This is a genomic window from Exiguobacterium sp. s89, assembly GCF_018617735.1.
In the GTDB taxonomy this organism is placed as follows: domain Bacteria; phylum Bacillota; class Bacilli; order Exiguobacteriales; family Exiguobacteriaceae; genus Exiguobacterium; species Exiguobacterium marinum.
Genome location: NZ_JACSKS010000001.1, coordinates 148,566 through 174,486 on the forward strand (window position 1 = coordinate 148,566; position 25,921 = coordinate 174,486).

Annotated in this window: 34 protein-coding genes; 29 read left to right on the top strand and 5 right to left on the bottom strand. The window is 45.1% G+C overall.

What is annotated here, in order from left to right; translation table 11 throughout:
- Window positions 1-7: 7 nt before the first annotated feature.
- The 4 genes from KNO96_RS00710 (at window position 8) to KNO96_RS00725 (ending at window position 4,420) form a co-directional block, all read left to right on the top strand.
- Window positions 8-1,030, top strand: a complete 1,023-nt coding sequence (locus tag KNO96_RS00710) for a M42 family metallopeptidase (protein WP_214699000.1) — start codon at window positions 8-10, stop codon at window positions 1,028-1,030.
- Window positions 1,027-1,221 (top strand): YqgQ family protein, encoded by a 195-nt coding sequence (locus KNO96_RS00715; protein WP_026825714.1) that lies wholly within the window; start codon window positions 1,027-1,029, stop codon window positions 1,219-1,221. The genes KNO96_RS00710 and KNO96_RS00715 overlap by 4 nt, the downstream gene beginning before the upstream one ends.
- Before the next feature lie 93 nt (window positions 1,222-1,314).
- Entirely contained in the window at window positions 1,315-2,277 is a 963-nt protein-coding gene (locus tag KNO96_RS00720; protein WP_214701855.1) for an ROK family glucokinase, read from the top strand.
- Window positions 2,278-2,503: 226 nt separating this feature from the next.
- Entirely contained in the window at window positions 2,504-4,420 is a 1,917-nt protein-coding gene (locus tag KNO96_RS00725; protein ID WP_026825716.1) for an LTA synthase family protein, read from the top strand.
- A 181-nt stretch (window positions 4,421-4,601) separates the two neighbouring features.
- Here KNO96_RS00725 and KNO96_RS00730 read toward each other — a convergent pair whose 3' ends face one another.
- On the bottom strand, window positions 4,602-4,781 hold the full coding sequence (locus KNO96_RS00730) for a DUF2759 domain-containing protein (protein WP_026825717.1): 180 nt from the start codon (window positions 4,779-4,781) through the stop codon (window positions 4,602-4,604).
- A gap of 157 nt (window positions 4,782-4,938) precedes the next feature.
- On the opposite strand from KNO96_RS00730, the gene KNO96_RS00735 reads away from it, so the two are divergent.
- Entirely contained in the window at window positions 4,939-5,559 is a 621-nt protein-coding gene (locus tag KNO96_RS00735; protein WP_214701857.1) for an MBL fold metallo-hydrolase, read from the top strand.
- A gap of 32 nt (window positions 5,560-5,591) precedes the next feature.
- Here the strand turns inward: KNO96_RS00735 and KNO96_RS00740 are convergent, their stop codons facing one another.
- The gene (locus tag KNO96_RS00740; RefSeq protein ID WP_012726597.1) at window positions 5,592-5,855 is read right to left on the bottom strand and encodes a DUF2626 domain-containing protein; all 264 of its coding nucleotides are present in this window, start codon (window positions 5,853-5,855) and stop codon (window positions 5,592-5,594) included.
- A 248-nt stretch (window positions 5,856-6,103) separates the two neighbouring features.
- On the opposite strand from KNO96_RS00740, the gene KNO96_RS00745 reads away from it, so the two are divergent.
- From KNO96_RS00745 to gcvPB, 12 genes are all read left to right on the top strand, one after another.
- A complete protein-coding gene (locus KNO96_RS00745) occupies window positions 6,104-6,490 on the top strand; it encodes a Spx/MgsR family RNA polymerase-binding regulatory protein (RefSeq protein ID WP_034770992.1) in 387 nt (128 codons plus the stop codon).
- A gap of 58 nt (window positions 6,491-6,548) precedes the next feature.
- Entirely contained in the window at window positions 6,549-7,361 is an 813-nt protein-coding gene (locus tag KNO96_RS00750; protein ID WP_026825720.1) for an ATPase, T2SS/T4P/T4SS family, read from the top strand.
- Window positions 7,343-8,320, top strand: coding sequence for a type II secretion system F family protein (locus tag KNO96_RS00755; RefSeq protein WP_214701858.1), 978 nt, complete (start codon window positions 7,343-7,345; stop codon window positions 8,318-8,320). The genes KNO96_RS00750 and KNO96_RS00755 overlap by 19 nt, the downstream gene beginning before the upstream one ends.
- Window positions 8,321-8,334: 14 nt before the next feature.
- A complete protein-coding gene (locus tag KNO96_RS00760) occupies window positions 8,335-8,637 on the top strand; it encodes a prepilin-type N-terminal cleavage/methylation domain-containing protein (protein WP_034770995.1) in 303 nt (100 codons plus the stop codon).
- Between the two features lie 492 nt (window positions 8,638-9,129).
- A complete protein-coding gene (locus tag KNO96_RS00765; RefSeq protein ID WP_251125032.1) occupies window positions 9,130-9,288 on the top strand; it encodes a hypothetical protein in 159 nt (52 codons plus the stop codon).
- Complete coding sequence (locus KNO96_RS00770) at window positions 9,257-9,718, top strand: prepilin-type N-terminal cleavage/methylation domain-containing protein (protein WP_353047582.1); 462 nt, start codon at window positions 9,257-9,259, stop codon at window positions 9,716-9,718. Before KNO96_RS00765 ends, KNO96_RS00770 begins: the two co-directional genes overlap by 32 nt.
- Window positions 9,682-9,981 carry a hypothetical protein gene (locus KNO96_RS00775; protein WP_084483586.1) on the top strand — a complete coding sequence of 100 codons (300 nt, stop codon included), beginning with the start codon at window positions 9,682-9,684 and terminating at the stop codon, window positions 9,979-9,981. The genes KNO96_RS00770 and KNO96_RS00775 overlap by 37 nt, the downstream gene beginning before the upstream one ends.
- Entirely contained in the window at window positions 9,974-10,462 is a 489-nt protein-coding gene (locus KNO96_RS00780) for a shikimate kinase (protein WP_214698979.1), read from the top strand. Before KNO96_RS00775 ends, KNO96_RS00780 begins: the two co-directional genes overlap by 8 nt.
- Window positions 10,459-10,797 (top strand): hypothetical protein, encoded by a 339-nt coding sequence (locus KNO96_RS00785; protein WP_214701862.1) that lies wholly within the window; start codon window positions 10,459-10,461, stop codon window positions 10,795-10,797. The genes KNO96_RS00780 and KNO96_RS00785 overlap by 4 nt, the downstream gene beginning before the upstream one ends.
- A gap of 147 nt (window positions 10,798-10,944) precedes the next feature.
- On the top strand, window positions 10,945-12,021 hold the full coding sequence (gene gcvT, locus KNO96_RS00790; protein ID WP_214701863.1) for a glycine cleavage system aminomethyltransferase GcvT: 1,077 nt from the start codon (window positions 10,945-10,947) through the stop codon (window positions 12,019-12,021).
- 25 nt (window positions 12,022-12,046) lie between these two features.
- Complete coding sequence (gene gcvPA / locus KNO96_RS00795) at window positions 12,047-13,384, top strand: aminomethyl-transferring glycine dehydrogenase subunit GcvPA (protein ID WP_214702819.1); 1,338 nt, start codon at window positions 12,047-12,049, stop codon at window positions 13,382-13,384.
- A complete protein-coding gene (gcvPB, locus tag KNO96_RS00800) occupies window positions 13,384-14,859 on the top strand; it encodes an aminomethyl-transferring glycine dehydrogenase subunit GcvPB (RefSeq protein ID WP_483297747.1) in 1,476 nt (491 codons plus the stop codon). Before gcvPA ends, gcvPB begins: the two co-directional genes overlap by 1 nt.
- 35 nt (window positions 14,860-14,894) lie before the next feature.
- On the opposite strand, the gene KNO96_RS00805 is transcribed toward gcvPB, so the two are convergent.
- Window positions 14,895-15,275, bottom strand: a complete 381-nt coding sequence (locus KNO96_RS00805) for a rhodanese-like domain-containing protein (RefSeq protein ID WP_026825731.1) — start codon at window positions 15,273-15,275, stop codon at window positions 14,895-14,897.
- Between the two features lie 163 nt (window positions 15,276-15,438).
- Between KNO96_RS00805 and mntR the strand changes: the two genes are divergently transcribed.
- Both mntR and hpt read left to right on the top strand, forming a co-directional pair.
- Window positions 15,439-15,867: a transcriptional regulator MntR gene (mntR, locus tag KNO96_RS00810; RefSeq protein ID WP_026825732.1), complete on the top strand. Its 429-nt coding sequence runs from the start codon at window positions 15,439-15,441 to the stop codon at window positions 15,865-15,867.
- Between the two features lie 173 nt (window positions 15,868-16,040).
- Window positions 16,041-16,568: a hypoxanthine phosphoribosyltransferase gene (gene hpt / locus KNO96_RS00815; RefSeq protein ID WP_026825733.1), complete on the top strand. Its 528-nt coding sequence runs from the start codon at window positions 16,041-16,043 to the stop codon at window positions 16,566-16,568.
- Between the two features lie 23 nt (window positions 16,569-16,591).
- On the opposite strand, the gene KNO96_RS00820 is transcribed toward hpt, so the two are convergent.
- Both KNO96_RS00820 and KNO96_RS00825 read right to left on the bottom strand, forming a co-directional pair.
- Complete coding sequence (locus KNO96_RS00820; RefSeq protein ID WP_026825734.1) at window positions 16,592-17,002, bottom strand: SA1362 family protein; 411 nt, start codon at window positions 17,000-17,002, stop codon at window positions 16,592-16,594.
- A gap of 14 nt (window positions 17,003-17,016) precedes the next feature.
- On the bottom strand, window positions 17,017-17,958 hold the full coding sequence (locus KNO96_RS00825; RefSeq protein WP_214701865.1) for a DUF1385 domain-containing protein: 942 nt from the start codon (window positions 17,956-17,958) through the stop codon (window positions 17,017-17,019).
- A gap of 141 nt (window positions 17,959-18,099) precedes the next feature.
- On the opposite strand from KNO96_RS00825, the gene aroQ reads away from it, so the two are divergent.
- From aroQ to KNO96_RS00875, 10 genes are all read left to right on the top strand, one after another.
- A complete protein-coding gene (aroQ, locus tag KNO96_RS00830; protein ID WP_214701866.1) occupies window positions 18,100-18,537 on the top strand; it encodes a type II 3-dehydroquinate dehydratase in 438 nt (145 codons plus the stop codon).
- Window positions 18,533-19,600: a M24 family metallopeptidase gene (locus KNO96_RS00835; RefSeq protein ID WP_214702821.1), complete on the top strand. Its 1,068-nt coding sequence runs from the start codon at window positions 18,533-18,535 to the stop codon at window positions 19,598-19,600. The genes aroQ and KNO96_RS00835 overlap by 5 nt, the downstream gene beginning before the upstream one ends.
- Window positions 19,601-19,629: 29 nt before the next feature.
- Window positions 19,630-20,196 carry an elongation factor P gene (gene efp / locus KNO96_RS00840; RefSeq protein WP_026825738.1) on the top strand — a complete coding sequence of 189 codons (567 nt, stop codon included), beginning with the start codon at window positions 19,630-19,632 and terminating at the stop codon, window positions 20,194-20,196.
- A 116-nt stretch (window positions 20,197-20,312) separates the two neighbouring features.
- A complete protein-coding gene (gene accB, locus KNO96_RS00845) occupies window positions 20,313-20,756 on the top strand; it encodes an acetyl-CoA carboxylase biotin carboxyl carrier protein (protein WP_026825739.1) in 444 nt (147 codons plus the stop codon).
- Between the two features lie 7 nt (window positions 20,757-20,763).
- On the top strand, window positions 20,764-22,107 hold the full coding sequence (accC, locus tag KNO96_RS00850; RefSeq protein ID WP_214701867.1) for an acetyl-CoA carboxylase biotin carboxylase subunit: 1,344 nt from the start codon (window positions 20,764-20,766) through the stop codon (window positions 22,105-22,107).
- A 112-nt stretch (window positions 22,108-22,219) separates the two neighbouring features.
- Window positions 22,220-22,606: a transcription antitermination factor NusB gene (gene nusB, locus KNO96_RS00855; protein WP_026825741.1), complete on the top strand. Its 387-nt coding sequence runs from the start codon at window positions 22,220-22,222 to the stop codon at window positions 22,604-22,606.
- Window positions 22,607-22,669: 63 nt separating this feature from the next.
- Window positions 22,670-23,506: a bifunctional methylenetetrahydrofolate dehydrogenase/methenyltetrahydrofolate cyclohydrolase FolD gene (folD, locus tag KNO96_RS00860; RefSeq protein WP_026825742.1), complete on the top strand. Its 837-nt coding sequence runs from the start codon at window positions 22,670-22,672 to the stop codon at window positions 23,504-23,506.
- Complete coding sequence (xseA, locus tag KNO96_RS00865) at window positions 23,499-24,845, top strand: exodeoxyribonuclease VII large subunit (protein WP_214701868.1); 1,347 nt, start codon at window positions 23,499-23,501, stop codon at window positions 24,843-24,845. Before folD ends, xseA begins: the two co-directional genes overlap by 8 nt.
- Window positions 24,820-25,044, top strand: a complete 225-nt coding sequence (gene xseB, locus KNO96_RS00870; RefSeq protein ID WP_026825744.1) for an exodeoxyribonuclease VII small subunit — start codon at window positions 24,820-24,822, stop codon at window positions 25,042-25,044. The genes xseA and xseB overlap by 26 nt, the downstream gene beginning before the upstream one ends.
- A complete protein-coding gene (locus KNO96_RS00875; RefSeq protein ID WP_214701869.1) occupies window positions 25,041-25,919 on the top strand; it encodes a polyprenyl synthetase family protein in 879 nt (292 codons plus the stop codon). Before xseB ends, KNO96_RS00875 begins: the two co-directional genes overlap by 4 nt.
- Window positions 25,920-25,921: the final 2 nt, after the last annotated feature.

A 25,921-nucleotide genomic window follows, 5' to 3' on the forward strand; every position in this document is an offset into this window, starting at 1 on the left:
GATTTCAATGATTGATACACTAAAAACATTAGTAAACATTCCGAGTCCGTCTGGGATGACGGAAGAGGCCATTCGATTCGCAGAGCGAGAATTACAAGCACTCAATGTCAGCACGTCTCGGCTACATAAAGGGGCATTACTTGCAACATTTCCTGGGCGTTCAAAAGAGGCGCGGCTCTTGACGGCGCACGTTGATACGTTAGGTGCGATGGTTAAAGATATCTTGCCGAGTGGACGCTTGCGTTTGACGCAAGTTGGAGGATACGCTTGGACAGCGATTGAAGGTGAGAATTGTCTCATTCATCGAGAAGAAGGCGATGCGATTGAGGGAACGATCCTCATCCATCAGTCGAGTGTACATGTTTATAAGGACACGAACTCAGCTGAACGTTCTGCTTCGAATATTGAAGTTCGATTGGATGAAAAGGTGCATTCGCGGGAAGACGTGACAGCACTCGGAGTCGAAGTGGGTGACTTTGTCTCGTTTGACCCCCGCTTCAAGGTGACGTCTTCAGGATACGTGAAATCACGCCATTTGGATGATAAAGCATCTGTCGCCATTTTATTGGATCTCGCAAAAGACCTGGTCCGTTATGACTTACCGCACACCGTACACTTCTTGATTTCCAATTATGAAGAAGTCGGGTTTGGAGGCAACGCGGGCATCCCGGAAGACGTCGTAGAATACATTGCCGTTGATATGGGTGCGCTTGGGGATGGACAACATTCAGATGAGTATACTGTCTCGATTTGTGCCAAAGACTCTTCGGGACCATACGATATCGAACTTCGAAGAACATTTACGTCTCTCTGTAAAAAACATGAAATCGCTTATAAAGTAGATATTTATCCGTACTACGGCTCAGATGCGTCCGCTGCTATTCGTGCAGGCTATGATGTGAAACATGCATTGATTGGCCCGGGGATCGAATCAAGTCATAGTTATGAACGGACACACACGTCATCAATGGAAGCGACACGTGATTTGTTGTATCGTTATGTATTGACAACGATGGAGGAAGAAGCATGAAAAATTTTTATGATGTCCAACAGTTTTTAAAATCGTTCGGGACCATTATTTATATTGGGGAGCGGGATGCTGAAATCTCACTCATGATGATGGAACTAGACGAAATGTATGAAGGGGGCATCATCGAACAACGCGTTTATGATACGGCCAAAATCATTTTGACTCACGAATTGAAAAATTCAATAGATTGACAGAAATCCCCTTAGTGCAAAGGGTTGCACTAAGGGGATAATAGTGTACACTAGTCAATGAAAGCGATTTAGTTGAGATGAGGAGTGAACGGTATGAAATGGTTATTAGGTATCGACATCGGTGGTACAACGGTGAAGATAGCTGTTTTAGACATGAACGGCATCATTTCTGATAAGTGGGAAGTCAAAACGGATATTCGGGAGAATGGTGTACATATTCCAAAGGACATCGCAACGTCTTTTGAAACATATCTTGAGACATCCGGGAAGAAAAAAGAGGATTTCGCGGGTGCGGGGATTGGAGCGCCTGGATTCATTAACTTCTCGGAAGGAGTTGTCGAATACTCGCCGAACATCGGGTGGAAAGATTTCGCCCTTGTCAGTGAGTTCGAACAAGCGGTTGGACTTCCGGCTGTTCTCGAAAACGATGCAAACGCAGCAGCCCTCGGTGAAATGTGGAAAGGTGCCGGTGAAGGTGCATCTGAACTATTGGCAATCACGCTCGGAACGGGTGTCGGTGGTGGCGTAATCACAAATGGAAATATTGTTCACGGAACAGCGGGCATGGCTGGAGAAATCGGACATATTACAGTGGAGCGAGATGAAAATAAGGCTGTTAAGTGTGGTTGTGGTCGTCTTGGATGTATTGAAACGATTGCCTCTGCGACCGGTATTTCACGTTTAGCCCTACAGAAGCGAAAAAATCAAGACACCACGTTGAATGAATTGAAAGACGTAACAGCGCGTGACGTGTTTGAGGCATATAAAGCCGGTGACTCGATTGCGGCAGAAGTAATCGATGAGATGACCGAATATCTCGGATTGACCATCTCAAATATCGCAAACACACTCAACCCGAAAATGATTGTCATCGGTGGTGGCGTTTCTAAAGCGGGTCACGCGTTACTCGAACCACTTGATGCTCAATTCAAACGTTTCGCGCTCGAACGCGTATACGAGTCGACGTCGTTTAAAATTGCAGAACTTGAAAATGATGCCGGTGTGATCGGATGTGCTTGGCTAGCACGGAAACACTTCCTTCCAACACGCGTATAACACGAGCACGTCTGCACTTTGCAGGCGTGTTTTATTATGGAAAAGGGTATGGTAAATTGTAAAATTTGTAACGCCACAGTTGATTTTTTATTAAAAAAGGAGTAAGATTTGAACTTGATACTGGATCTGTACTATTCAATCCGAATTGTACAATATGTAAACAAATATAAAAAATAATGGCTAAATAAACCCATGCCGAAAACTGAAAAGAGGAGGAGACCGTCAGATGAATTCATCTCAACGCTTCTCGAAGCTATCAACGAGACTGAACGACACGGTCCGCGCTTCGTTTCAAGAATATCGTCTATTTTGGATTTTTACGTTATTGCTTTGGACGAAGACGTATATCGTCTATCAATTTTTCTTCAACATTCCGATCGAAAACACTGCACAAGCTTTTATCTTACTGATTAGCCCAATCAGTTCGACACTATTCTTGTTTGCCTTCCACTTCTTTTTTAAAGGGAACAAACAAAAATGGGTGCTTTACACGCTTTACGCAATTGCATCGTTTATCTTGTTTGCAGATGCCGTGTATTATCGGGAATTCACGGACTACTTGACGATGCCTGTCATTATGCAACCGTCGAACATGGAAACGTTATCGACTTCGTTCACTTCACTTCTTGAATGGAAAGATTTAATCGTTCTTGGTGATGTGTTCGTCTTACCATTCATCTTATGGCGGATGAACATGAAAGAGAACGCTGCCTCACACCGACGTGCGCTCGTCACATTCGTTGTAGCTGTGTCAGTATTCTTGTTCAACCTTTCGCTCGCAGAAACAGAACGTCCTGAATTGTTGACTCGTTCATTTGACCGTGAACTACTCGTGAAAAACATCGGTACTTTCAACTTCCACGTATACGATGCGATGCTCCAAACGAAAACATCGGCTCAAAAAGCGATGGCTGATGAATCAGAGCTTGCGACGATTGAACAGTTCACACGTCAAAATTATGCTGCACCGAATCCAGATTTGTTCGGTAAGTATAAAGGGAAGAATGTCATTGTCGTTTCGTTCGAATCGGCACAGAACTTCACACATAACATGAAGGCGCCAAACGGAGAGTATATCACCCCAAACTTAAACAAACTGATTGAGGAGTCTCACTACTGGCCGAACTATTACCACACAGTTGGTCAAGGGAAGACTTCGGACGCTGAGTTTGCACTCGATAACTCGCTATACGGTCTTCCACGTGGTGCCGTATACTTTACAAATGCCGATAATGAATACCAAGCACTTTCTGAGATGATCAAAGAAGATAATTATTATTCAGCTGTGTTCCACGCGAACAATAAATCGTTCTGGAACCGTGATCAAATGTATAAAAACGTCGGGGTCGATCAGTTCTTTGATGAGAAGAGTTATGACCTTGGGAATCCAGAAAATATGACAGAATGGGGTCTTTTGGATGATAGTTTCTTCGAGCAATCTATTCCAATGCTCCAAGAACTACCAGAGCCGTATTATGCGAAGTTCATCACATTAACGAACCACTTCCCATATACGATGCCAAGTGAAGACTATGAGCTCGTTCCAAAGTTTGAAACAAGTTCGACAACATTGAATAATTTCCCGCAAGCACTTGCGTACCAAGATTATGCACTCGGTCTCTTTATTGAACAATTAAAAGAGAACGATATGTGGGATGACACGATTTTTGTCGTCTATGGTGATCATTATGGAATCTCAACAAACCACAATAGTGCAATGGCAGAGTTGCTTGGAAAAGAAGAATTAACACCTTTCGATGTTGCGAAATTACAACAAGTACCATTCGCTATTCATTTACCGGATCAGAAGAATGGTGAAGTGCATGAAACAATCGGAAGTCATGTTGACATGAAACCGACAATCTTGCATTTACTTGGAATCGATACGTCGGACACAATCGGTTTCGGGAATGATTTATTCTCAGAAAACCGAAACAGTCGTGCAATCTTCCGTGATGGTACGGTCGTGACGGATGAATATGTCTGGACACAATCGACATGTTATAATGCTACATCTGGTGAAGTTGTAGAAGACACGTCACTATGTGGTCCGATCACAGAGGAAGCGGAAAAGATATTACAGATGAACGATGATTTAATCTATTCTGACTTACTCCGTTTTAAAGAGCAGACGAAAGAATAAGCGATTAGTTGATGAAGAACCGAATCACTTTATGTGATTTGGTTCTTTTTTTGTAGAGGACAGTGTTTCTATCCTTTTCTTAAAAATGAATCAGGTGAGTCAATCGAAAACTGTACATCAGGTTGATTTTTGACACAAAAAAAGCGACCGAAGTCGCTTGCTGATTTCTTGCTGCAAATCATTAACCTGGAATTCCGCCGTAAATCAATGTGGCGATCCCAAAGAATCCGAATACGAGTACAGTTAAAGCTGCAAATACGAGCGGAAAGAATTGGCGTTTTTGGAATGAACGAAGCATTCCCCATACAGCCACAATGGCGACGATGACGGAAATCCATCCGAACGGTTCATACAAATGCATGACGAGTTCCCCCTTTAATTATACGTCATGAAATTCATAAAAATTTCACTGAAATATCATTATTATTTTATCCGATTATTGGGGCGCTGTCGAGCAAAGGTTGACATCGATACAATTTTGCCACAATATTGTTTTGAACAAGAAGGGGATGAATCAAATGCAAATTAAGAAGATTACGTCTGGCTTAGCACAAGAGAATGGATATGTTCTTGAAAAAGACGGAACTGTCGTTGTAATCGATCCAGGAACAGATGATCCAAGGTATTTTGAAGTGATCGAACATTTCGGTAAACCTTCTGCGATTTTATTAACTCATGCGCATTTTGATCATATCGGTGGAATTGATGCACTTCGTGAGCGCTATCAAATACCCGTATACGTGCACCGTTTTGAAACAAGTTGGTTGACGGATGGAGAAAAGAATGGGGCGGCCGCATTCAATCTACCAGTTCCGGCAATGAAACCGGCAGAAAAGACATACGAAGGCGATATGCTGGTCGTTGGGAGCATCGCATTCCGGCTCTATCATACGCCGGGTCACTCCCCGGGAAGTGTTGTCTTGTACATGAAGGATGAAGAAGTTGCATTTTGTGGTGATTTGATATTTAAACAGTCTGTTGGACGAACCGACTTGTTCGGGGGGGATCAAAAGGCGTTAATGGGATCAATCGATCGGATGAAGCAATTGCTTCCTGATTCGACAGTTCTCTACTCTGGACATGGTCCTCGGACAACGTTAGAAGATGAGAAGCGGACAAACCCTTTCTTCAAACAGTAAAAAAAGATTGTCTCCGGTGAGACAATCTTTTTTTACATTTGGAAGTTGCTCCAATACGTAAAGACAACGAAGAAAATTGTCAAATACGCCCCAAAGACATATACATACGTTTTTTCAGTTAACTTTAAGTAACCTAGAGCGACAAAGAAAATCGTTTGTGCTAAGAAGACAAGTCCCATAACGATAAAGTCACCAGTATGTTCACTACTACTTTGGTCGCCGCCTAGTGCGCCTACGAAAGCAAGTGCCGCCACTAGCCCAGTCCAAAAGCCTAGGACACGAAACATTCTTGCCATGTTAATCCCCCCATGCGTGCATTATTCCATTCTCATTCACTATTTTACCAACACATTCGAAAAAATGCTATGGAAACGTGAGAATTGCGCAAAATAATCGTGAAAAATATGTGAAATCATTCTGATAAAAAAGTTGTACAAATTTTTAATAAAGTTGTACAAAACATATACAAAGTGGGTGTATAAGTGTATAATCAACTTATACAAACTGAACGAAGTAAAAAGTTGAATGAGGGAGGATTATAAAAATGTCATCAGAACTAATGTTTTATACGTATCCAAGCTGTACTTCTTGTAGAAAAACGAAAGCGTTTTTACAGGATCAAGAGCTTCAAGTGAGTGAACGTCATATTTTCAGAGATGCACCGACTGTTGATGAGTTGTTACAATTACTTGCAATTAGTGAAGAAGGTGTTGATTCCCTCTTAGCGACGAGAAGTCAAGCCTTCAAGCAACTCGACGTTGATGTAGAAGATTTGAAGTTAAGCGAGCTACTCAAATTGATGAGCGAAAATCCGAAATTGTTGAAACGTCCGATTCTAACGGATGGAAAAGAAGTGATTGTCGGATATGACAAGGTTTCAATCGAAACATATGCGCGTCGCCATAATACGGTTTCGGTTCAAGTTTCTTAAGACAAGCCCACTTTCGACATAGTGGGTTTTTTTTTATGCTTGAACCGAGGTGAACGAGATGAAAGAATTCATTGAAGAACTGATGGTCGCAGCCCGGCAAGCCGGTGCGACCGATCTTCATTTTTTACCGGATGCTCATCGGGTGAAGGTTCAAGTCCGATCGGCCATGAGATTAGTCGAATTTCAGTCAATGGACTTAGGTCAATACAATCGACTCACGTGGCATATGCGCTATTGGTGTTCATTACCTGAAACGAATCAACGGCTTCCTCAGTCAGGCGTATACGAATTAAATCAAGAAGTAATTCGTGTGACTTTTCTTCCTTCATTTGAGCAAACGTTGATGTCATGGAGGATTCCACATCAGACGTTCAATCTCCCTCAATTATTGCAATCACAAGATGTGGAACGTTTACAAAAAATGACTGCTTCACGAGAACGAAACGGACTTTTATTTATTGGTGGCTCTACAGGAGCGGGTAAGACGACAGTGATGTATGCATTGTTAAATTATTTAAAACAAGAACGGATTGTTACCATTGAAAACCCTCCTGAACAAATGGTCGACGGCGTGATTCAATTGGAAGTGAATACTAAAGCAGGACTAAGCCATCGACAATTATTGAAAGAAACATTGAGGGCGGATCCGGACATTATCGTGATTGGGGAAGTACGAACCGTTGAAGAGTTGACTGTCGCATACGATGCGGCACTAAGTGGACATTTGACAATCACCACTTTTCATACAGCGTCCATTCAAGATGGAGAGAGAAGAATTGAACAATTACTTGGGAAGACTTCCATCCAGAGACATTGGTGTGTGCTGACCCGGAATCAGGGGGTGACTTGTGAATGGGCAACTCATCAATGAATCCTCCGATTCAATTGATTCACCGCTTTCTGCGATTGCAATCCCGAGGTGTGTCACTGAAAGTGACGATGGAAACACTCGAATACCATGAAAAAGGAGCGAAAAAAGACAAGGTTCGGGATATGAGGGCGTTACTTGAAACAGGTACGAATTTGGCTGAAGTGTTCTCGGTAATCATCACTAATCCGCAAATGCGAGAGATTTTGAACACGGCAGAGCGAAGTGGTCGGTTTATTGATGGGTTACATCAAGTCGCCTTAGTGTTGGAGATGCGTCAACGACTGAAAGAAGAATTAAAAAGATTGATTCGCTATCCATTGATCATTTTTTTTATTCTCCTTTCTCTAGGGATGATTTACGCGCTATATATTTTTCCGAAACTGATGGGAATGGTCGATGTCTCGTTGCAAAATGGTGTAGCTTCGATTCTATTGTCACGGTGGTTCTTCCCAACACTATTTTGTGTAGTTTTAACGTCTGGGGCACTAATGTTCGGAATGTATCGACGAGGGATTGAGCTTCCCTTTTACACATGGAACCATGGAAAGACGCTGTATTTGACGTATGTATTTGTTAGTGAGTTATCACTACTCCAAAATACTGAAACGAACATCAGGCAGATCATCAGTCGTCTAGCAGATGAAGATGGGGAGATGGCTAAGATGGCTAAACGAATCCATTGTCGCATGTCAGATGGAGAAGGTCTTGAAGCCGCCGTGAAATGTGAGCCGTTTATTGATTATGAGGTCGTCGGTCTGTTAGGGGTAGGAGCGATGAGTGGTGAACTTGGTGAACTCATGTCGCTTCACCGAGAACTTGTATTCGAAGAAATGGAACTTTACAGTCGTAGTTTGATTGAAAAAGTGGAGCCGATATTGTATGGCGTAATTAGTATGATGATTGCAGTTTTATTTTATACATTGTATTTACCGGTCAAGCTCATCATGGCTCAATTATGAAGGGGGAAAAGGAAATGAAGGAAGAACATGGATTCACACTAGTTGAGATGGCGGCTGTCCTTTTGATTATATCGGTTCTGCTCTTATTACTCGTCCCATCCCTAACAGAAGGGAAATCGCGGGCAGACCAAGTTAGTTGTGAAGGCAGTGTACGTATCGTCGAGTCAGAAATCAACTTATACTATGCCGAGCATAAATCTTACCCTGCAACATTAGAAGTGATAAAACGCGACTCCTCAACAGACCCACTCGTATACAGCTGTCAATCGTCAGAGTATACATATTCACCTCTTGATGGTTCTCTCATAAAGCGATGAAAGGATATACACTCGTCGAAATAACATGGGTCCTTGTTATATTATCGTTTCTCCTACTAATCAGTATCCCGGTAGCAAAACCGTTTGAGCGACTAGAGCTCTATGATTTCACAGATTCCTTAGTTGCCAATATTCAAGAAGCGGGGCAGTACCCCTATATTTCTGAAAATGGGAGTTGTGTTCCGAAGTTGATTTGGATATCCCAACAGCAAACCTATCTGATCGTGTGTGGTCTGACGTTAATTAGAGAGGTAGACGTACCATCGGGAATAACTCTATATCTCCCGACGTATAATACTTTGACATTTTCACAAGCAACGGCTTCCTATGCAGGGCAATGGAAGTTTGTAAGTGGAAAGACGTCTGTGACGCTCAAATTTCGAATCGGAACGTATGAGCCGGAGGTGATTATTCGTGAGGAGGAATGAAGCGGGTTTTTCTTTATGGGAATTGAGTGTAAGTCTAGCAGTGATAATGGGATGGGTCTTCATTTTGACATCATTTGTCGTGCAGGGGAACGAGCGGATCGACCGAATGAGTGAAACGTTGTTCACCTATGAACGTTTACAAGGAGAGGTGCTACTTGAAGCTGCTGAACCGTCTGGTCGCGAGCAAGTGTGTGAAAAAGGATTCTGTTTGCCGACGTTGTGAACAAGGGTTTACTATGATTGAGATGACGGCAGTATTGCTGATTCTTCCGATATTTATCTTATTGTTAGCGGAATTGATGCTGCTTGGTCAAAAGCTCTACGAACAGCCTAAATGGAATCATCATACGACACCGCAACTGATTGTACGACGTTTGATAAACAGTGAAAATTGCCGTGTAGACGCCGGTCGCTTACGAGGAGAATTTGTTAAGTCGGATGATGAGGTATGGCCATGGACGATTAAACAGTTGAATGGGAATTTGGTCATGGTTGGAGACGGAGGGGGGAACTTGCTATTTTTAAGAGGAATCGATCAGTACCATGTCGAATCGATTGGAAAAGGATTTCGAATTTCATGGACCGATTCGTCGTTCAAAAGAGAGCGGCACGTGATGTGTATGAACGGGGATTCTTCCTCATTGTCACCTTGACAATCGTTGTATGGCTACTTGGGGCCGCGTTATTTTGGTATACTGATATTGAACGAACGACGAGACGAATCTCAGATGAGATATTGGCCATACGTTTTGAATCCCACTTGTTGTTGGCAAAAGAACGTTGTGGCAATCAACCAGTAACACTCACTAAACCGACGGGGACGGTGACATGTCGTCCGATTGCACCGAATCGAACGGAAGTGGAGATGGTGTTGACATCTGGTGAACGGCATAAAGAGGTGATGGCTTATGAATGACAAACCGTTTTACATTGTAGGATTTATGGGTACAGGTAAGTCTACCTTGCTTTCTTTTTTCAAAGAATCTGGTGAAGTGGCGGACCTTGATTCGGTAATCGAAGCCATGACTGGGATGGACATCGCTACATATTTTGACCGATATGGTGAGAAGGCGTTTCGTGATGTCGAAACAGAGGCACTGCAACGAGTTGATGCTGATTACGTTTTGACAGGTGGCGGAGTAGTTGAACGTCCTGAAAACATAAGTTGGATGCGCGAACGTGGCACGATGATTCATTTGAATCTGCCGTTTGAAGACTGCTGGGAACGCATCAAGGATTCTAATCGACCACTCGTGAAAAAAGGACAAGTAGAAGTTCAATCATTATATAAACGACGTGACGCGTTGTATCGGGAAGCGGACGAGTCGGTCGATGCGTCACGTACACCTCAAGACATCGCTGAACACATTATCCGTTTGAAGGAGGGAAAGGCATGATTTGGATCAATCTCGCAATTATTGTACTGTCATTAATCGGTCTTGGCATCTATGGTTATCTCTTGTTCAAAAAGCAGATGAAGTCAGAAATCGGTCGGTTGAATCGATTGACGGAACGGTTTAACATTCGAGCAGACGTGATTGGACAGCAAGTCAATGAGATTCAAGGACATGTGGATGCGGTCAACCGATCTATTACTCAAATAAAGGACTTCGGAGTTAAGGCAAAAGACGAATCAATCGAGTTGAAGCAGGCGGCGGTTGGGCTGACGCATGAAATCAAACGAACGGCGGGAATCGAACGCTCTGACGTTTCCACCGAGACAAAAATATGAAATAATGAGGATGAAAACGTTTTCGTTTTTCATCCTTTTTCTTTTTCTCTTTTTTAACTATGCAGATAGATTAAAAATTGTTAAAGTGAAATGGAAAACGAAAGATTTCAAATACAATATCATTTATGTTCGGGATTGGGGGATATTATGGAAAGGGTTACTTTGAAACGTACGCCTTTATTTGAATTGATTGAACCGAAGGCGAAGATGGTTGATTTTGCAGGATTCGAAATGCCGATTTTGTTCTCTTCGATTAAGGAAGAACATCTGGCTGTGCGTCAAAACGTGGGGATGTTTGATGTATCTCACATGGGAGAGATTCGGATTGAGGGACCAGACGCACTTGAACAAGTACAGAACCTCGTGACGAATGACGTCTCGAAAATTAAAGTTGGTCAAGCTCAGTACAACCTTCTGTGCCTTGAAGATGGTGGAGTGGTGGATGATTTGCTTGTCTATCGCTTAGATGAGGACGCCTATTGGCTCGTCGTCAACGCCTCGAATATCGAAAAAGATGAAGCGCATATTCGCAGGTACGTCAATGGTGACGTGACTGTGACAAATGAGTCTGACGAGTACGGTCAAATTGCCATCCAAGGACCGAACGCAGAAACAATTCTTCAAAAAATCACAAATGTAACACTCAAGGAAATCGGGTTCTTCAAGTTTATAAACGGTGATGTGGCAGGCGTCCCGTCTGTTATCTCACGTAGTGGATATACAGGGGAGGATGGTTTCGAAATCTATGCTCGGGCTGAAGGAATCTCTGCCGTTTGGGAAGCTCTTGAATCAGAAGGCGTTATCCCTTGTGGACTAGGTTCACGAGATACACTTCGTTTTGAGGCGTGCTTACCGCTCTATGGACATGAGCTAGATGAGTCGGTTACACCGTTTGAGGCGAATCTCAACTTTGCTGTTAAGTTAGACACGGATTTTATCGGGAAAGATGCGCTTGTCTCTCAAAAAGAGAACATTCCGACTCGATTAGTAGGCTTGAGATTACTCGGGCGAGGGATCGCTCGTCAAGGAGCGCAAGTCGAAGTCGATGGTGATGTGGTAGGTGTCGTCACGACCGGTACGATGCCTCCGACGGTTAATGAATCCATTGCTTGGGCACGAGTCGATGCACGCTATAAAGATGAAGAACGATTCGTCATCGACATTCGGGGCAAAAAGATTGAAGCGGAACGCGTACCGACACCTTTCTATAAACGGACGAAATGAAACAGGGGGATTCAGAATGAATAGAATGGAATTTCGTTATTTACCGATGACTGAACAAGACGAGCGAGACATGTTGCAGACAATCGGAGTGGATTCGATTGAGGGGCTACTCGCAGATATCCCAGAATCGCTTCGTGAAAAAGCATCACTTGCGGCAATCGGCTCACCACTTCCCGAGGTTGATCTCGTACGTCATATGACGAAATTGGCTGACAAAAACAAGCATACGAAATCATACCCGAGCTTCCTTGGAGCAGGGATGTATGATCACCTTTCGCCGACCGTAATGAACCATATGCTTTTGCGTTCTGAATTCTATACGGCATATACACCATACCAACCTGAGATTTCACAAGGTGAACTGCAAGCAATGTTTGAGTTTCAGACGATGATTTGTGAATTGACAGGTATGGATGTCGCAAACTCATCGATGTATGACGGAATCACTGCGCTTGCCGAGGCTACGTATTTAGCTAGTGCTCAAACGAAGAAAAAACGTGTCGTCGTTTCAGGAGCAGTTCATCCTGAAGCCAAAGATGTTATTCGCACGTACGCTGATGGGCCTGGTCTTTCAGTTGAATACACAGACGTAGTGAATGGTGTAACGGATCTATCTGATTTCGATTTGACGGATGCGTCATGTCTCGTCGTGCAATACCCAAACTTCTACGGTCGAATTGAAGACCTCGAGCAATTGGCGAAACAAGCGCATGACGCCGGCGCACTCTTTGTCGTATCAAGTAACCCGCTTGCCCTTGGGATTTTAGAGTCACCAGGTGCACTTGGTGCGGATATTACAGTCGGAGATGCACAACCGTTCGGGATTCCGCAAAGTTTTGGTGGTCCGTCATGTGGTTACTTCGCGGTGAAAAAATCGTTGATGCGTAAACTACCTGGTCGACTTGTTGGACAAACAGTGGACGAGGATGGAAAACGTGGATTTGTCTTAACGTTACAGGCACGCGAACAGCACATTCGGCGAGATAAGGCAACGTCAAACATCTGTTCGAACCAAGCGCTCAATGCATTAGCTGCTTCGATCACAATGTCGGCTTTAGGAAAATACGGAATTCGTGACATGGCCGTTCGAAACATCCAAACAGCCCATTACATGAAAGAAGCATTAAAAGCTTCTGGATTCAAAATCGTTGATGAAGGTCCAATGTTCAATGAGTTTGTCGTTGACTTCGGACATGACGCGGAGGAAGTGTCACGTCATCTTCTCGAACATGGAATGATTGGCGGTTTACCGCTTGGTACGTACGAAGCGGAACGTCAGACTCAAATGTTAGTTTGCGCGACGGAATTACGTACAAAAGAAGAGATTGATCAGTTTGTCGAAGTGGTCGGGGGGATGAAATGATGCAACATGAACAAACGCTAATTTTTGAAGTATCACGTGAAGGACGAACAGGATATAACTTACCGACTCCAACCGTTCCGGAAGTTGATCTCGAGTCATTATTGCCGGCGACGATGATTCGAAAAGAAGTAGCTGAACTTCCGGAAGTGTCTGAGCTTGATGTCGTCCGTCACTACACAGCGCTCTCGACACGAAACCACGGGGTAGATTCAGGGTTTTACCCGCTCGGTTCGTGTACGATGAAATATAATCCAAAGGTGAACGAAGATATGGCTCGTCTTCCTGGATTTGCGCATATTCATCCGTTACAACCGGCGGAAACGATTCAAGGTGCACTTGAACTCATGGTGGACTTACAGGAGCAACTCGCTGAAATCACAGGTATGGACGAGGTCACGTTGCAACCCGCAGCTGGAGCGCATGGTGAATGGACGGGTCTCATGTTGATTAAAGCATTCCACGAGCGCAACGGGGATACGGCTCGTACGAAAGTTCTCGTCCCAGATTCTGCCCATGGAACGAATCCGGCCTCTGCAGTAGTTGCTGGATTCGAGACAGTGACGGTCAAATCGGACAATCGTGGACTCGTTGATTTGGATGATTTAAAAGCGAAGGTCGGAGCGGATACAGCGGCGCTCATGCTTACGAATCCGAACACACTTGGACTATTTGAAGCAGACATCCTTGAGATTTCAAAAGTGGTCCATGAAGCTGGTGGAAAATTGTATTATGACGGCGCGAACTCGAACGCAATCCTAGGTATCGCGCGTCCGGGAGACATGGGCTTTGACGTCGTCCACTTAAACTTGCATAAGACGTTCACAGGTCCACACGGTGGAGGTGGACCAGGTTCAGGTCCTGTCGGTGTCAAACGCGATTTGATTCCATTCTTGCCAACCCCGATCGTAACTAAGACGGAAAATGGATATGGTCTAGATTACGACCGTCCACAATCGATCGGTCGAATCAAACCGTTCTATGGGAACTTTGGAATCAATGTTCGGGCTTACAGCTATATCAAGACGATGGGTGCCGAAGGGTTGACGCGTGTTTCGCGAGAAGCTGTACTCAACGCCAACTATATGTTCGCTCGATTAAAAGATGCGTTTGACGTACCGTACGATACGTATTGCAAACACGAGTTCGTTTTGTCAGGTAAACGACAAAAAGCACTCGGAGTTCGTACGCTCGATATCGCAAAACGTCTTCTTGATTTCGGCTATCACCCACCAACCATCTATTTCCCGTTGAATGTCGAAGAGTGTATCATGGTGGAACCGACTGAAACCGAATCAAAAGAGACACTCGATGCTTTCTGTGATGCGATGCTTCAAATTGCAAAAGAAGCGGAAGAAAATCCGGAAATCGTTCAGACGGCTCCGCATACGACGGTCGTCAAACGTATGGATGAGACGCTCGCTGCTCGGAAACCGATTTTAAAATACGAACGTCGCGAAGCATCGTCAGTTAAATAAAAATGAGCGGGTCGACTCAGTCGTCCCGCTCATTTTTATGCTTTTTTAATTTTGCCTTTCCAGTTTTTGAATCCACCTTCGAGCATGTAGATGTTGTTGTATCCGTTCTTCATGAGAAGCTTGGCTGCTTGGTTAGACCGTGAGCTTCCTTGACAATAAATAAGGATCGGTTGATCTTTACGCAATTCTTTCATACGCATTTTCATTTGTCCGACCGGGATGTTTCGTGCGCCGACGATATGACCAGCTTTATATTCTTTCGGTTCACGTACGTCGATCAATTGTCCTTTACGGAGTGAAGCGCGGAATTCTTCTTGTTTCATTTTTTTCAACCCGCGAGCTGGCATGAAGCGCCATACGATGTAGGCGATCAAGGCAACCCATAGGAGGATGACGAGGATTGTTTCGAGTCCCATAGATGTTCTTCCCTTCTCTTTCAAAGTTACCATCTCTCATTATAATGAATTTGAGGTCATGAGACAATGATTGACTCAATCAATCAATGCTTTCCCTTTCGATTTCATTCTAGTTAGGATAAAATAAAAAGTGGAAACCGGAACATTAGGGGAGGTCGTGCCCATGCCGACACCGAGTATGGAAGATTATTTAGAACGTATTTACTTATTGATGTCAGAAAAAGGATATGCGCGAGTATCTGACATTGCCGAACATTTAGGAGTACATCCCTCCTCTGTCACGAAAATGGTTCAAAAGTTGGATCGTGAAGAGTATCTCGTATACGAAAAATATCGTGGACTTATGCTTACGAAAAAAGGTCAAAAAGTAGGGAAGCGATTGGTCGAGCGTCATGCGATGCTCGAGTCTTTTTTACGTCTCATCGGAGTGGATGAGGCAGACGTCTATGAAGATGTTGAAGGAATCGAACACCACCTCAGTTCAAATACACTCGATTGCATGACTCAGTTTGTGGAATTCTTTGAGGATAAACCGGAGCTCATGAATCAATTTAAAGAGTTTCGTGAACAAGAGAGGGCTGCGGAAGAATAATTTAAAAAAACGCCAATTTTAATCGATTGGCGTTTTTTTTATCGCTTCGTTTCTTCAAAACACGAACGAATTATTGTTAGTTGCGAATGAATGTATATATTTTGGTTAGGAATATGTTAAGATAAATCGTGGATTGAATATTGAGGGGGTGGCGGCGAACATTCGCTGATATTATGGAGATTCAAATTAAAGGGAAGTTATTTGACGAACAACAAATTCGAGACCGGGTAAAAGAATTGGCAGAAGAAATTGAGAAAGATGCCAATGGGACACCGATTGTCATCGTTGCCGTGTTGAAAGGGTCGATGGTCTTTGCTGCCGATTTGATGCGCTACATGAAAGGCAGTGTGCAACTCGATACAGTCGCAACATCTTCATACGGGAAAAAGACCGTTTCGAGTGGCAGTGTACAACTTCGGAAAGATCTTGATTTAGATGTCGAAGGAAAGTATGTCGTCATCATCGAAGATATCATCGATACGGGGCAGACGTTGAAATTTCTGTGCAAACATATGGAACTCCATCAACCGAAACAGTTGAAAATCTGTACGCTTCTCGATAAACCGGCTCGCCGTCTCGTGCAATTAGACGCAGACTATGTTGGCTTTGAGATTCCGGATGAATTTGTCATCGGTTATGGCATCGATTATGCGGAGCAGTATCGCAACTTACCTTATATCGGGTATGTAGAAACAACCTAAAAAGGAGCGCCGCGGCGCTCCTTTTACATGTTCGCTTTCTTTTTCTTCTTGCCTTTCTTCCCTTCGATTACCGTCAAATGTGGAGGATTGCTTCGATGTACGTTCGGGCGTTTCGACAACTTTGTAACGTTCGAACCTGGTTTTTTGCTTTTTTTGATTTTTGCAGATGCGGAAGGTTTGACTTGAGGGCCGCGGTTTCCTTGCATCCGTTTCTTAGAGGCTTGTGCGGTTTTACGGTAACGCATATCCTCTGGAGACATACGTCGACCGATGAAGAAACGATAGATCACATAAAAGACTAACCCGAATATTCCGATGAACAACAACTGTCTAAACAAGCGACCTGGATCGGTGGCGAGCATATGTCCGACCCCGATGAAGCCAAGGATAAACACGATGGTTGCTGCGGTCGAACCAATTCTTTGTCTGATCATGGTGCTTCCTCCTCTTATCCCTCTCTCTGAACGACCGATTCTCCTAACTCTTTTCGTTCCCACGTTTCGAATGCTTCAATCGCAACTTGAATCTGTTCATCATTTGGTTCCCGGGTCGTCAATAACTGAAGCGAAAGACCTGGTTTTCCGAGGAATGACAAAAAGCGATGATCGCGGAAGCGATTGGTGAATTGAAGGACTTCAAACGAGATTCCGATGACGACTGGCAAGAGTGCGATTCGGCTGACGAGTCGCAGCCAAAGCGGATCGATTGGCACAATCATATACACGCCAATCCCCACGAAGACAGTGAACAAAATAAAGCTTGATCCACAGCGATAATGAAGACGTGAGCTTTGACGAACATGTTCGACTGTGACCTGTCGTCCGGACTCATAACAGTTGATGACCTTATGCTCAGCCCCATGATATTGAAAGACACGTTTGATGAGTGGCGTCAATGAAATCAAGTAGAGGTAACTAAGCAACAATACTAATTTTATTCCCCCTTCAAGGAGGTTTTGAATCACGTGTCCAGAAAATATCGGTACGTCTTGAAACATTGCGGCGAGCAGTGCTGGTGTCACGTTAAAAATCAACTTGCCGAAGACGTATGAAATGACGCCGATGATGGCGACGAAGGCAATCATCCAAATGCTCTGCTTTTGTTCATCGTTCGGGCTCGCGTCTTCACTTGGGTCAACGTCATACCGATCACTCGCAAAATTCATATGGGCAGACCCATTCTTTAACGACTCATAGAGTGCGACGATTCCTCTTAGAAACGGTACTTTTTTTAAGGACTGAACCCATGGGACGAGGATGCGTGCTTGCTCGAACGTTTCGATGGACCCATCTTTTCGTCGAATGGCAGATGCGCTCTCGGAACGGCCTTGAAACATGACCCCTTCCACAAGTGCCTGTCCCCCGACAGGGATAGTTTGTTTAGAATTCATTCACTTTCCTCGATTCTTACAGTGTTGTACTTGAATTATACCGTGATTTATCAAAAAAACGAAAGGGTAGAAGGCTCGATTCACGTTCTTTCGATAAATTTGTTACAATAGATAAGACTTGACGAACGAGGGGGAAGAAGATTGCGAATTTTAGTGTTGAATGGGCCAAATTTAAACTTGTTAGGTCGCCGTGAACCAGACGTGTATGGGAACGTGTCGTTAAAAGGCTTAGCTGCCGAATTAATGCTCGTCGCACCGGAGGGCGTCGAACTCACGTTCAAACAATCGAATCACGAGGGAGAGTTGATTGACGCCCTTCACGACGCCTACGATTTCGAAGGTGTTGTATTGAATGCGGGAGCCTACACGCATACGTCAATCGCGATTCGAGATGCCATCTCCGCTATCGCTGCCCCGGTCGTTGAAGTACATATCTCGAACGTGCATGCCCGTGATGTGTTTCGTCACGAGTCAAAACTCGCAGGCGTTTGCTTAGGAGTAATCACCGGATTTGGGCTCACTAGCTATACGTTAGCATTGCATGCACTAATCGAACATTGGAGGAATCGACATGATTGAACGCGTAAACAAACTGCAAGCACAGTTAGAATCAAACGAGATTGACGCATTGCTCGTCACAAAACGTGAAAACATTCGCTACTTATCTGGTTTCACCGGATCGAGTGGCGTTATCGTCATCACGTCGAAAACCGCAAGCTTTATCACGGATTTCCGATATACGGAACAAGCGAACGATCAAGTAAAAGGATACGACATCGTTGAATTGGATACATCGCTTATTAAATCGGTCGCTGACGTTGTATCACGTGACTCGATCACACGTCTTGGAATCGAGCAAGACGCAATGACGATCGGTCAGTATCGGACATATGAAAAAGAAGTAGATGCACATCTCATCGAGACGGCAGGAATCGTAGAAAAACTGCGCTTGATTAAGGATGAATCAGAGATTAAGATTATGAAGGAAGCTGCGGCAATCGCTGATGCAGCTTATGCCCACATCCAGACGTTCATCCGTCCTGGTCGTACCGAAAGAGAAGTTGCGAACGAACTCGAGATGTTTATGCGTTCAAAAGGCGCTGACTCGTCATCATTTGATATGATTGTCGCTTCAGGTCTCCGTTCGGCACTTCCGCACGGAGTCGCAAGCGATAAAGTCATCGAATCAGGTGAACTTGTCACACTTGATTTTGGAGCATACTATAAAGGGTACTGCTCTGATATCACGCGTACACTCGCGGTCGGAGAAATCTCAGATGAATTACATCAAATTTACGATACGGTTCTTCGCGCTCAACTCGCTGGTGTAGAAGGTACTCGTGCCGGTATCACAGGTATTGAAGCTGACGCGTTGACACGAGACATCATTAAAGAAGCTGGATACGGTGAATACTTCGGTCACTCGACGGGCCATGGTCTCGGCATGGAAGTGCACGAGGCACCAGGATTATCATTCCGTTCTGAAACGGTGCTAGAACCTGGGATGGTCGTCACAATCGAACCGGGTATTTACATTAACGGTGTCGGCGGTTGCCGAATTGAAGACGATGTCGTCATTACGGAAGATGGATGCTACCGTCTAACGCAGTCGCCAAAAGAGTTAATTACGATTGAGGCGTGAGTCTCGTCTGAATTTAGGAGGAAATTAACATGGTATCAGTTAACGATTTAAAAACAGGATTGACAGTCAAAACGTCTGACGGTTCGATTTGGCAAGTCATCGAATTCCAACATGTAAAACCGGGCAAAGGTGCGGCGTTCGTACGTACGAAGATGCGCAACTTGCGTAACGGTGCGATTCAGGAAACAACGTTCCGTGGTGGAGAAAAAATCGAACGAGCGCATATCGAACGTAAACGTATGCAATATCTCTATCCAATGGGTGACACGTATGTATTCATGGACAACGAATCATACGAGCAACTTGAATTGACAAGCGAACAAGTTAAAGCGGCTCTTCCTTACATGCTTGAAAACATGGAAGTTAGCATCGCAGACTATGAGGGTGAGATTCTTGGAATCGAACTTCCTACAAGCGTCGTCTTGACAATTGTCGAAGCGGACCCGGGCGTTAAAGGGGACACGGCATCAAACGTGAAGAAAAATGCGACAGTGGAAACAGGACATGTGATCCAAGTACCACTTTTCATCGAACCAGGTGAAAAAGTAACGGTTGATACACGTACTGGAGATTTCATGGGTCGTTACAACGGTTAATCAAAGAGAGTGTTCATTCGAATGAATGAACGCTCTTTTTTCTCGTTGCATTCATTGGTCTGACCAGTTATAGTGAAGTAGAGATTAGTACCAGGTATAAACAGGGGGTAAGAAAGATGCAAATCGATCAAATTAAAGAGCTCATTCAATTATTAGATCAATCATCTGTCCATGAAATGGAGCTTGAGACATCTGATTTCAAACTGTCATTGAAGAAAGAAACGCAACAAACTGGAAGCGTGCCAGTCATGCAGACACAAGCAATTGCATCACCTGCGCCTCAAGTAGAAGAAAATATAGAACAATTGGCGCCAGAAAAAGCGTCTTATCGTACAATCACATCACCGATGGTCGGAACATTTTATTCGCGTCCGGCCCCGGATAAAGAGGCTTTTGTCAACGTTGGAGAACGCATAGAGTCTGGGCAAGTTGTCTGTATTTTAGAAGCGATGAAATTGTTTAACGATGTCGAAGCGGAAATCAGTGGCGAAATCGTAGAAGTGCTAGTCACCGATGGCGATCTCGTCGAGTTCGGTCAACCGCTCTTCAGCGTGAAGTGAGGTCGTTATGAAATTATTAATCGCTAACCGTGGTGAAATCGCGGTTCGAATCATACGTGCTGCAAAAGAATTGAATATCCCGACGGTCGCCGTCTTTTCTGAGGCGGATCGTGAGGCATTACATGTTCATTTGGCCGATGAAGCCTATTGTATCGGTCCGAATCCTTCGAAGGACTCCTATTTGAACATCCCGAATATTTTATCTGTCGCATGTGCTGTTGATGCGACGATGGTGCACCCGGGATACGGTTTTTTAGCTGAAAATGCAGAGTTCGCCGAGATGTGTGAGGCGTGTGGCATTCAATTCGTTGGACCGAGTAGCTATGCGATTCGGAAGATGGGGATCAAAGACGAGGCAAAACGAACAATGATCGAGTCCGGTGTCCCGGTCGTTCCAGGTTCGAGTGGTGTCGTCACCGACGAAGAAGCCACCGAACTCGCAAGTGAGATGGGCTATCCGGTCATTATCAAAGCGACGGCAGGTGGAGGGGGACGCGGTATTCGTGTCGCCCGTGACGAAGAAGAACTGACTCAAGGGTTGATTGCGACACGTAAAGAAGCGAAGCAGGCTTTCGGTAACGGAGACGTTTATCTCGAGAAGTTCATCGAGTCGTTCCGTCATGTTGAAGTGCAAGTCCTTGCCGACCAATTCGGTAACGTCATCCACTTAGGTGAACGCGACTGTACGATTCAACGACGTATGCAAAAACTAGTCGAAGAGGCACCATCACCTGCGATTGATGAAACGACCCGGCAAATGATGGGAGATGCGGCCGTCAAAGCGGCAAAAGCCATTCAGTATTCAGGAGCGGGAACAATCGAGTTCATCTATGTCCCTGAATCGAACGAGTTCTACTTCATGGAGATGAACACACGGATTCAAGTCGAGCACCCGGTCACGGAGATGATTACAGGATTCGACCTCGTCCAAGCGCAACTAGAAGTGGCGCTCGGACATCCGTTAGCCATCTCCCAAGAAGACATCACCTTCTCAGGACATTCAATCGAATGCCGAATCAATGCAGAAGATCCGTTTATGGACTTCCGTCCGATGGCAGGGAAGATTGACCAATACATCGTCCCGGGAGGCATGGGTGTCCGTGTCGATAGCGGGCTATACGCTGGTGCGATGATCCCGCCATTCTACGACTCGATGGTAGCTAAATTAATTGTTCATGCGCCAACACGTGACGAGGCAATTTTGAAGATGTTGCGTGCATTGGATGAGTTCACGGTTTCAGGGGTCAAAACGACGATTCCGTTCCATCAGCAAGTCATGGCCCATGAACAATTCCGAATCGGTACATTTGATACGAAATTTGTCGAAAAAGAAATGTCATTGGCGAAATAACAACAACCAGGAAGCCCGAACATTATTTCGGCTTCCTGGTTTTTTGTACTGAATTTATGAGTGCTTTATGCTAAACTATCACAATGAAAGCATGTAAAAGGAGAGTAACTGAATGAAACGTCATGAAGCACGAGAGAAAGCGATTCAAACGCTTTTTCAAATCGAAGTATCAAAATTAGAGGTAGATGAAGCAATCGAATTCGCATTAGATGGAGAAGAATCTGATCCGTTTTACGAACAACTCGTCACAGGGACGCTAGAACATATTGAAGATATCGACGTATTGCTCGTTGAGAACTTAAAAAACTGGCGCTTAGATCGCCTCGGTAACGTCGAGCGTACGATTCTACGAATGGCAACGTATGAATTGTTATATGTCGAAACGATTCCAGAGAACGTCACAATTAACGAAGCGGTCGAACTCGCGAAATCGTTCGCGGATGAAGAGGCCGGTAAACTTGTGAATGGCGTACTCGGCAATATCATTAAAGAAGACTAAAAAATAGAGATAAGACACCAGACCAACTACAGAAAAACCTAAAGACAACGGGGGATGAGAGAGATGGCAGTAGTGATCGACGGGAAACAAGTGGCAGCATCATATCGAGCAACGTTAAAAGAGCGTGTAACGGAACTTCGTGCACGCGGCATCGTACCGAAATTGAAAGTAGTGTTGATTGGGGATGACCCAGCAAGTCATAGCTATGTACGCGGGAAGGAACGGGCGGCAGAGGAAATCGGAATCGATTCTCAAGTGCTCCGTTTTGATGAAACAATTAGCGAAACAGAATTGCTCGACTTGATTGACTTGATGAATGAGGATGAGGAAGTCCATGGTATTCTCGTGCAGCTCCCTTTACCGAAACACATCGACGAGTCGCGAGTCATCATGCGCATCTCTCCTAAAAAGGATGTAGACGGATTCCATCCCGAGAACGTCGGGAAGATGATGCTCGGTCTAGACACATTGCTCCCATGTACGCCTCACGGCATCTTACATCTCGCGAAGACACAAACCGAGATTTCCGGAAAACACGTTGTCGTCGTAGGTCGCAGTCAAATCGTCGGCAAACCGGTCGGGATGTTGTTCTTGAATGAATCTGCTACGGTCACGTATTGTCATTCAAAAACGGCTGATCTCGGTGCGATGACGCGGCAGGCCGATATTTTGATTGTCGCGGTAGGGCGCGCAAGTCTCGTCACTGCAGATATGGTCAAACCAGGGGCAGTCGTCATCGATGTCGGTGTCAACCGGGTGGAAGGTCGCCTCGTCGGGGACGTGGATTACGCGGCCGTGAAAGAAAAGGCGAGTGCGATCACGCCTGTTCCGGGTGGTGTCGGCCCGATGACCATTACGATGCTCATGCATAATACGATCGAGGTTGCATCACGTGGCTAACCCCCTTCCGGTTTCAGAGGTCGTTCGGTATGTGAAGCGACAACTCGATGATGATATACTGCTTCGACAAGTCGCAGTCATCGGTGAAATCTCAAATTTCAAACGATATTCCTCGGGTCATTGTTATTTCACGTTGAAGGATGACGCGTCTCGTATGAAAGCCGTCATATTTTCTCGCGATGCCAAACAACTTCAATTTGAACCGAAAGACGGGATGAAAGTCATCGCTGTCTCGAGAGTGACAATGTATGAGGCGACGGGTGATGTTCAGCTATATGTCGAATTGATGCGTCAAGATGGCGTTGGTCTGTTGTTTGAGCGGTATGAGGCGAGAAAGCGTGAACTCGAGGAAAAGGGTTGGTTCGATTCGGAAAGCAAGCAAGCACTACCCACATTTCCAGAACGAATCGGGATTGTGACGTCTCCTAAAGGTGCAGCACTCCACGATATCGCGACAACCCTTCGACGTCGTGCGCCTCATGTGGCCATTACGTTCGCCCCGGTTGCCGTGCAAGGTGAGATGGCAGCCCCGCAAGTTGCATCTGCCATTCAATGGATGAATGAGCGCACTGATTGTGATGTACTGATTGTCGGACGAGGTGGCGGTTCCATCGAAGAACTGTGGGCATTTAATGAGGATGTCGTGGTGGAGGCGATTTATTCGTCCACCATTCCGATCATTTCTGCTGTCGGTCATGAAACGGACTATACACTTTCCGACTTTGTCGCAGATGTAAGAGCAGCTACTCCAACGGCTGCAGCAGAACTCGCTACAGCAATGATTGATGCGCAACGTAAAGATGTGGAGCGCCTTCACGTGCATTTGCACAAATCGGTCTCGAACCAACTCGATGATCTTCGGAGCAGAGTCAATCGAATGGTCAACAGCTATGGGTTAAGATCGCCGCGTTATACCATTTCACAAAAACGTGAACGATTCGCACAATCTGAAATCCGACTCGAACAAGGGATGAGACGTCATCTAACCCAAGCCACGCATCAACTTCATCAAGTCTCACAACAGCTTGATTTGAAACGATTCTCGAAAACGTTGACACAGCAGGGTGAAGAGGTCAATCAAATGACCGCTCGACTCCGTCGTACAAAACCATTAGAACAGCCAAAACAACAGTTTGCTCAACAGGTGGGGCGATTGCATTCGGTCAGTCCGCTTGCTGTCTTATCACGTGGCTATGCGTTCATTGAGCAAGACGGTGCATATGTGCAAAATGTGAAACAATTACGCGATGGAGACATCTCGATTCGTTTTCGGGACGGTCATGCAGTCGCTGAAGTGAAGGAGAGGGTTGTCGGTGACAAAAAAAGAACAGACGTTTGAAGCCGCGCTAGAGCGACTCGAACAGATCGTCGCTCAGCTCGAAACCGGTGATGTGCCGCTAGAGGAAGCCATGACGCTCTATGAAGAAGGTGTCCGCTTGTCTGCTTTGTGTCAGACAAAACTCTCGGCAGCCGAGAAAAAGATGGACGAAATCCTGGAACTCGATGGTACCCTTCGTGAAAAAGGAGGCCCCTCATGAATCGTACCGATGATTTGAAGAAGTGGAAGTTGGCTGTTGAAGAAACGATGCAGGAACTTATCAAATCAAGTGACATGCCGACTAGACTCCGTGATGCGATGTCGTATTCATTAGAGGCGGGAGGGAAGCGAATCCGTCCTGCGCTCGTTTATGCAGTTCTTGAAACGTATGGCATTGCAATCGAGCGCGGGCGGGAAGTCGCTTCGACACTCGAGATGGTTCATACATACTCACTCATTCATGACGACTTGCCAGCAATGGATGATGACGACCTTCGGCGCGGCCGTCTGACGAACCATCGTCAGTTTGATGAGGCGACTGCCATTTTGGCGGGGGACGCGCTATTAACCGATGCGTTTCGCATCCTTTCGGAAGCGAACCTCCCTGCGGAAGCAATCGTCGAGATTATTCGCGCTTTCGGACTTGCCGCCGGAAGTACGGGCATGGTCGGTGGACAATTAGATGATATGCTCGCTGAAAAGCGGGATGATGTCACCCTTCAGGAACTTCAGTCGATTCATGAACGGAAGACGGGAGCACTGCTCGTCTATGCGCTTGAAGCAGGTAGTATTCTTGCAGGTGTGTCTAAAGAAGACCGGCTTCAACTCAAACAGTTCGGCCGCCATCTAGGTATTGCCTTTCAGATTCAAGATGATATTTTAGATGTCATCGGGGACGAACAGGCAATCGGGAAACGCGTCGGCTCGGATGAAGAGAATGAAAAAACGACTTATCCGAAATTACTCGGACTAGATGGGGCGAAGCGTGCACTTGATGCAGAGGTAGATGCGGCGACCTTTGCAATCCAGTCACTTTCGGTTCAAGCACCGTTACTTGTTGACCTGTTGACGTTTGTAGTGAAACGAAATTATTGACC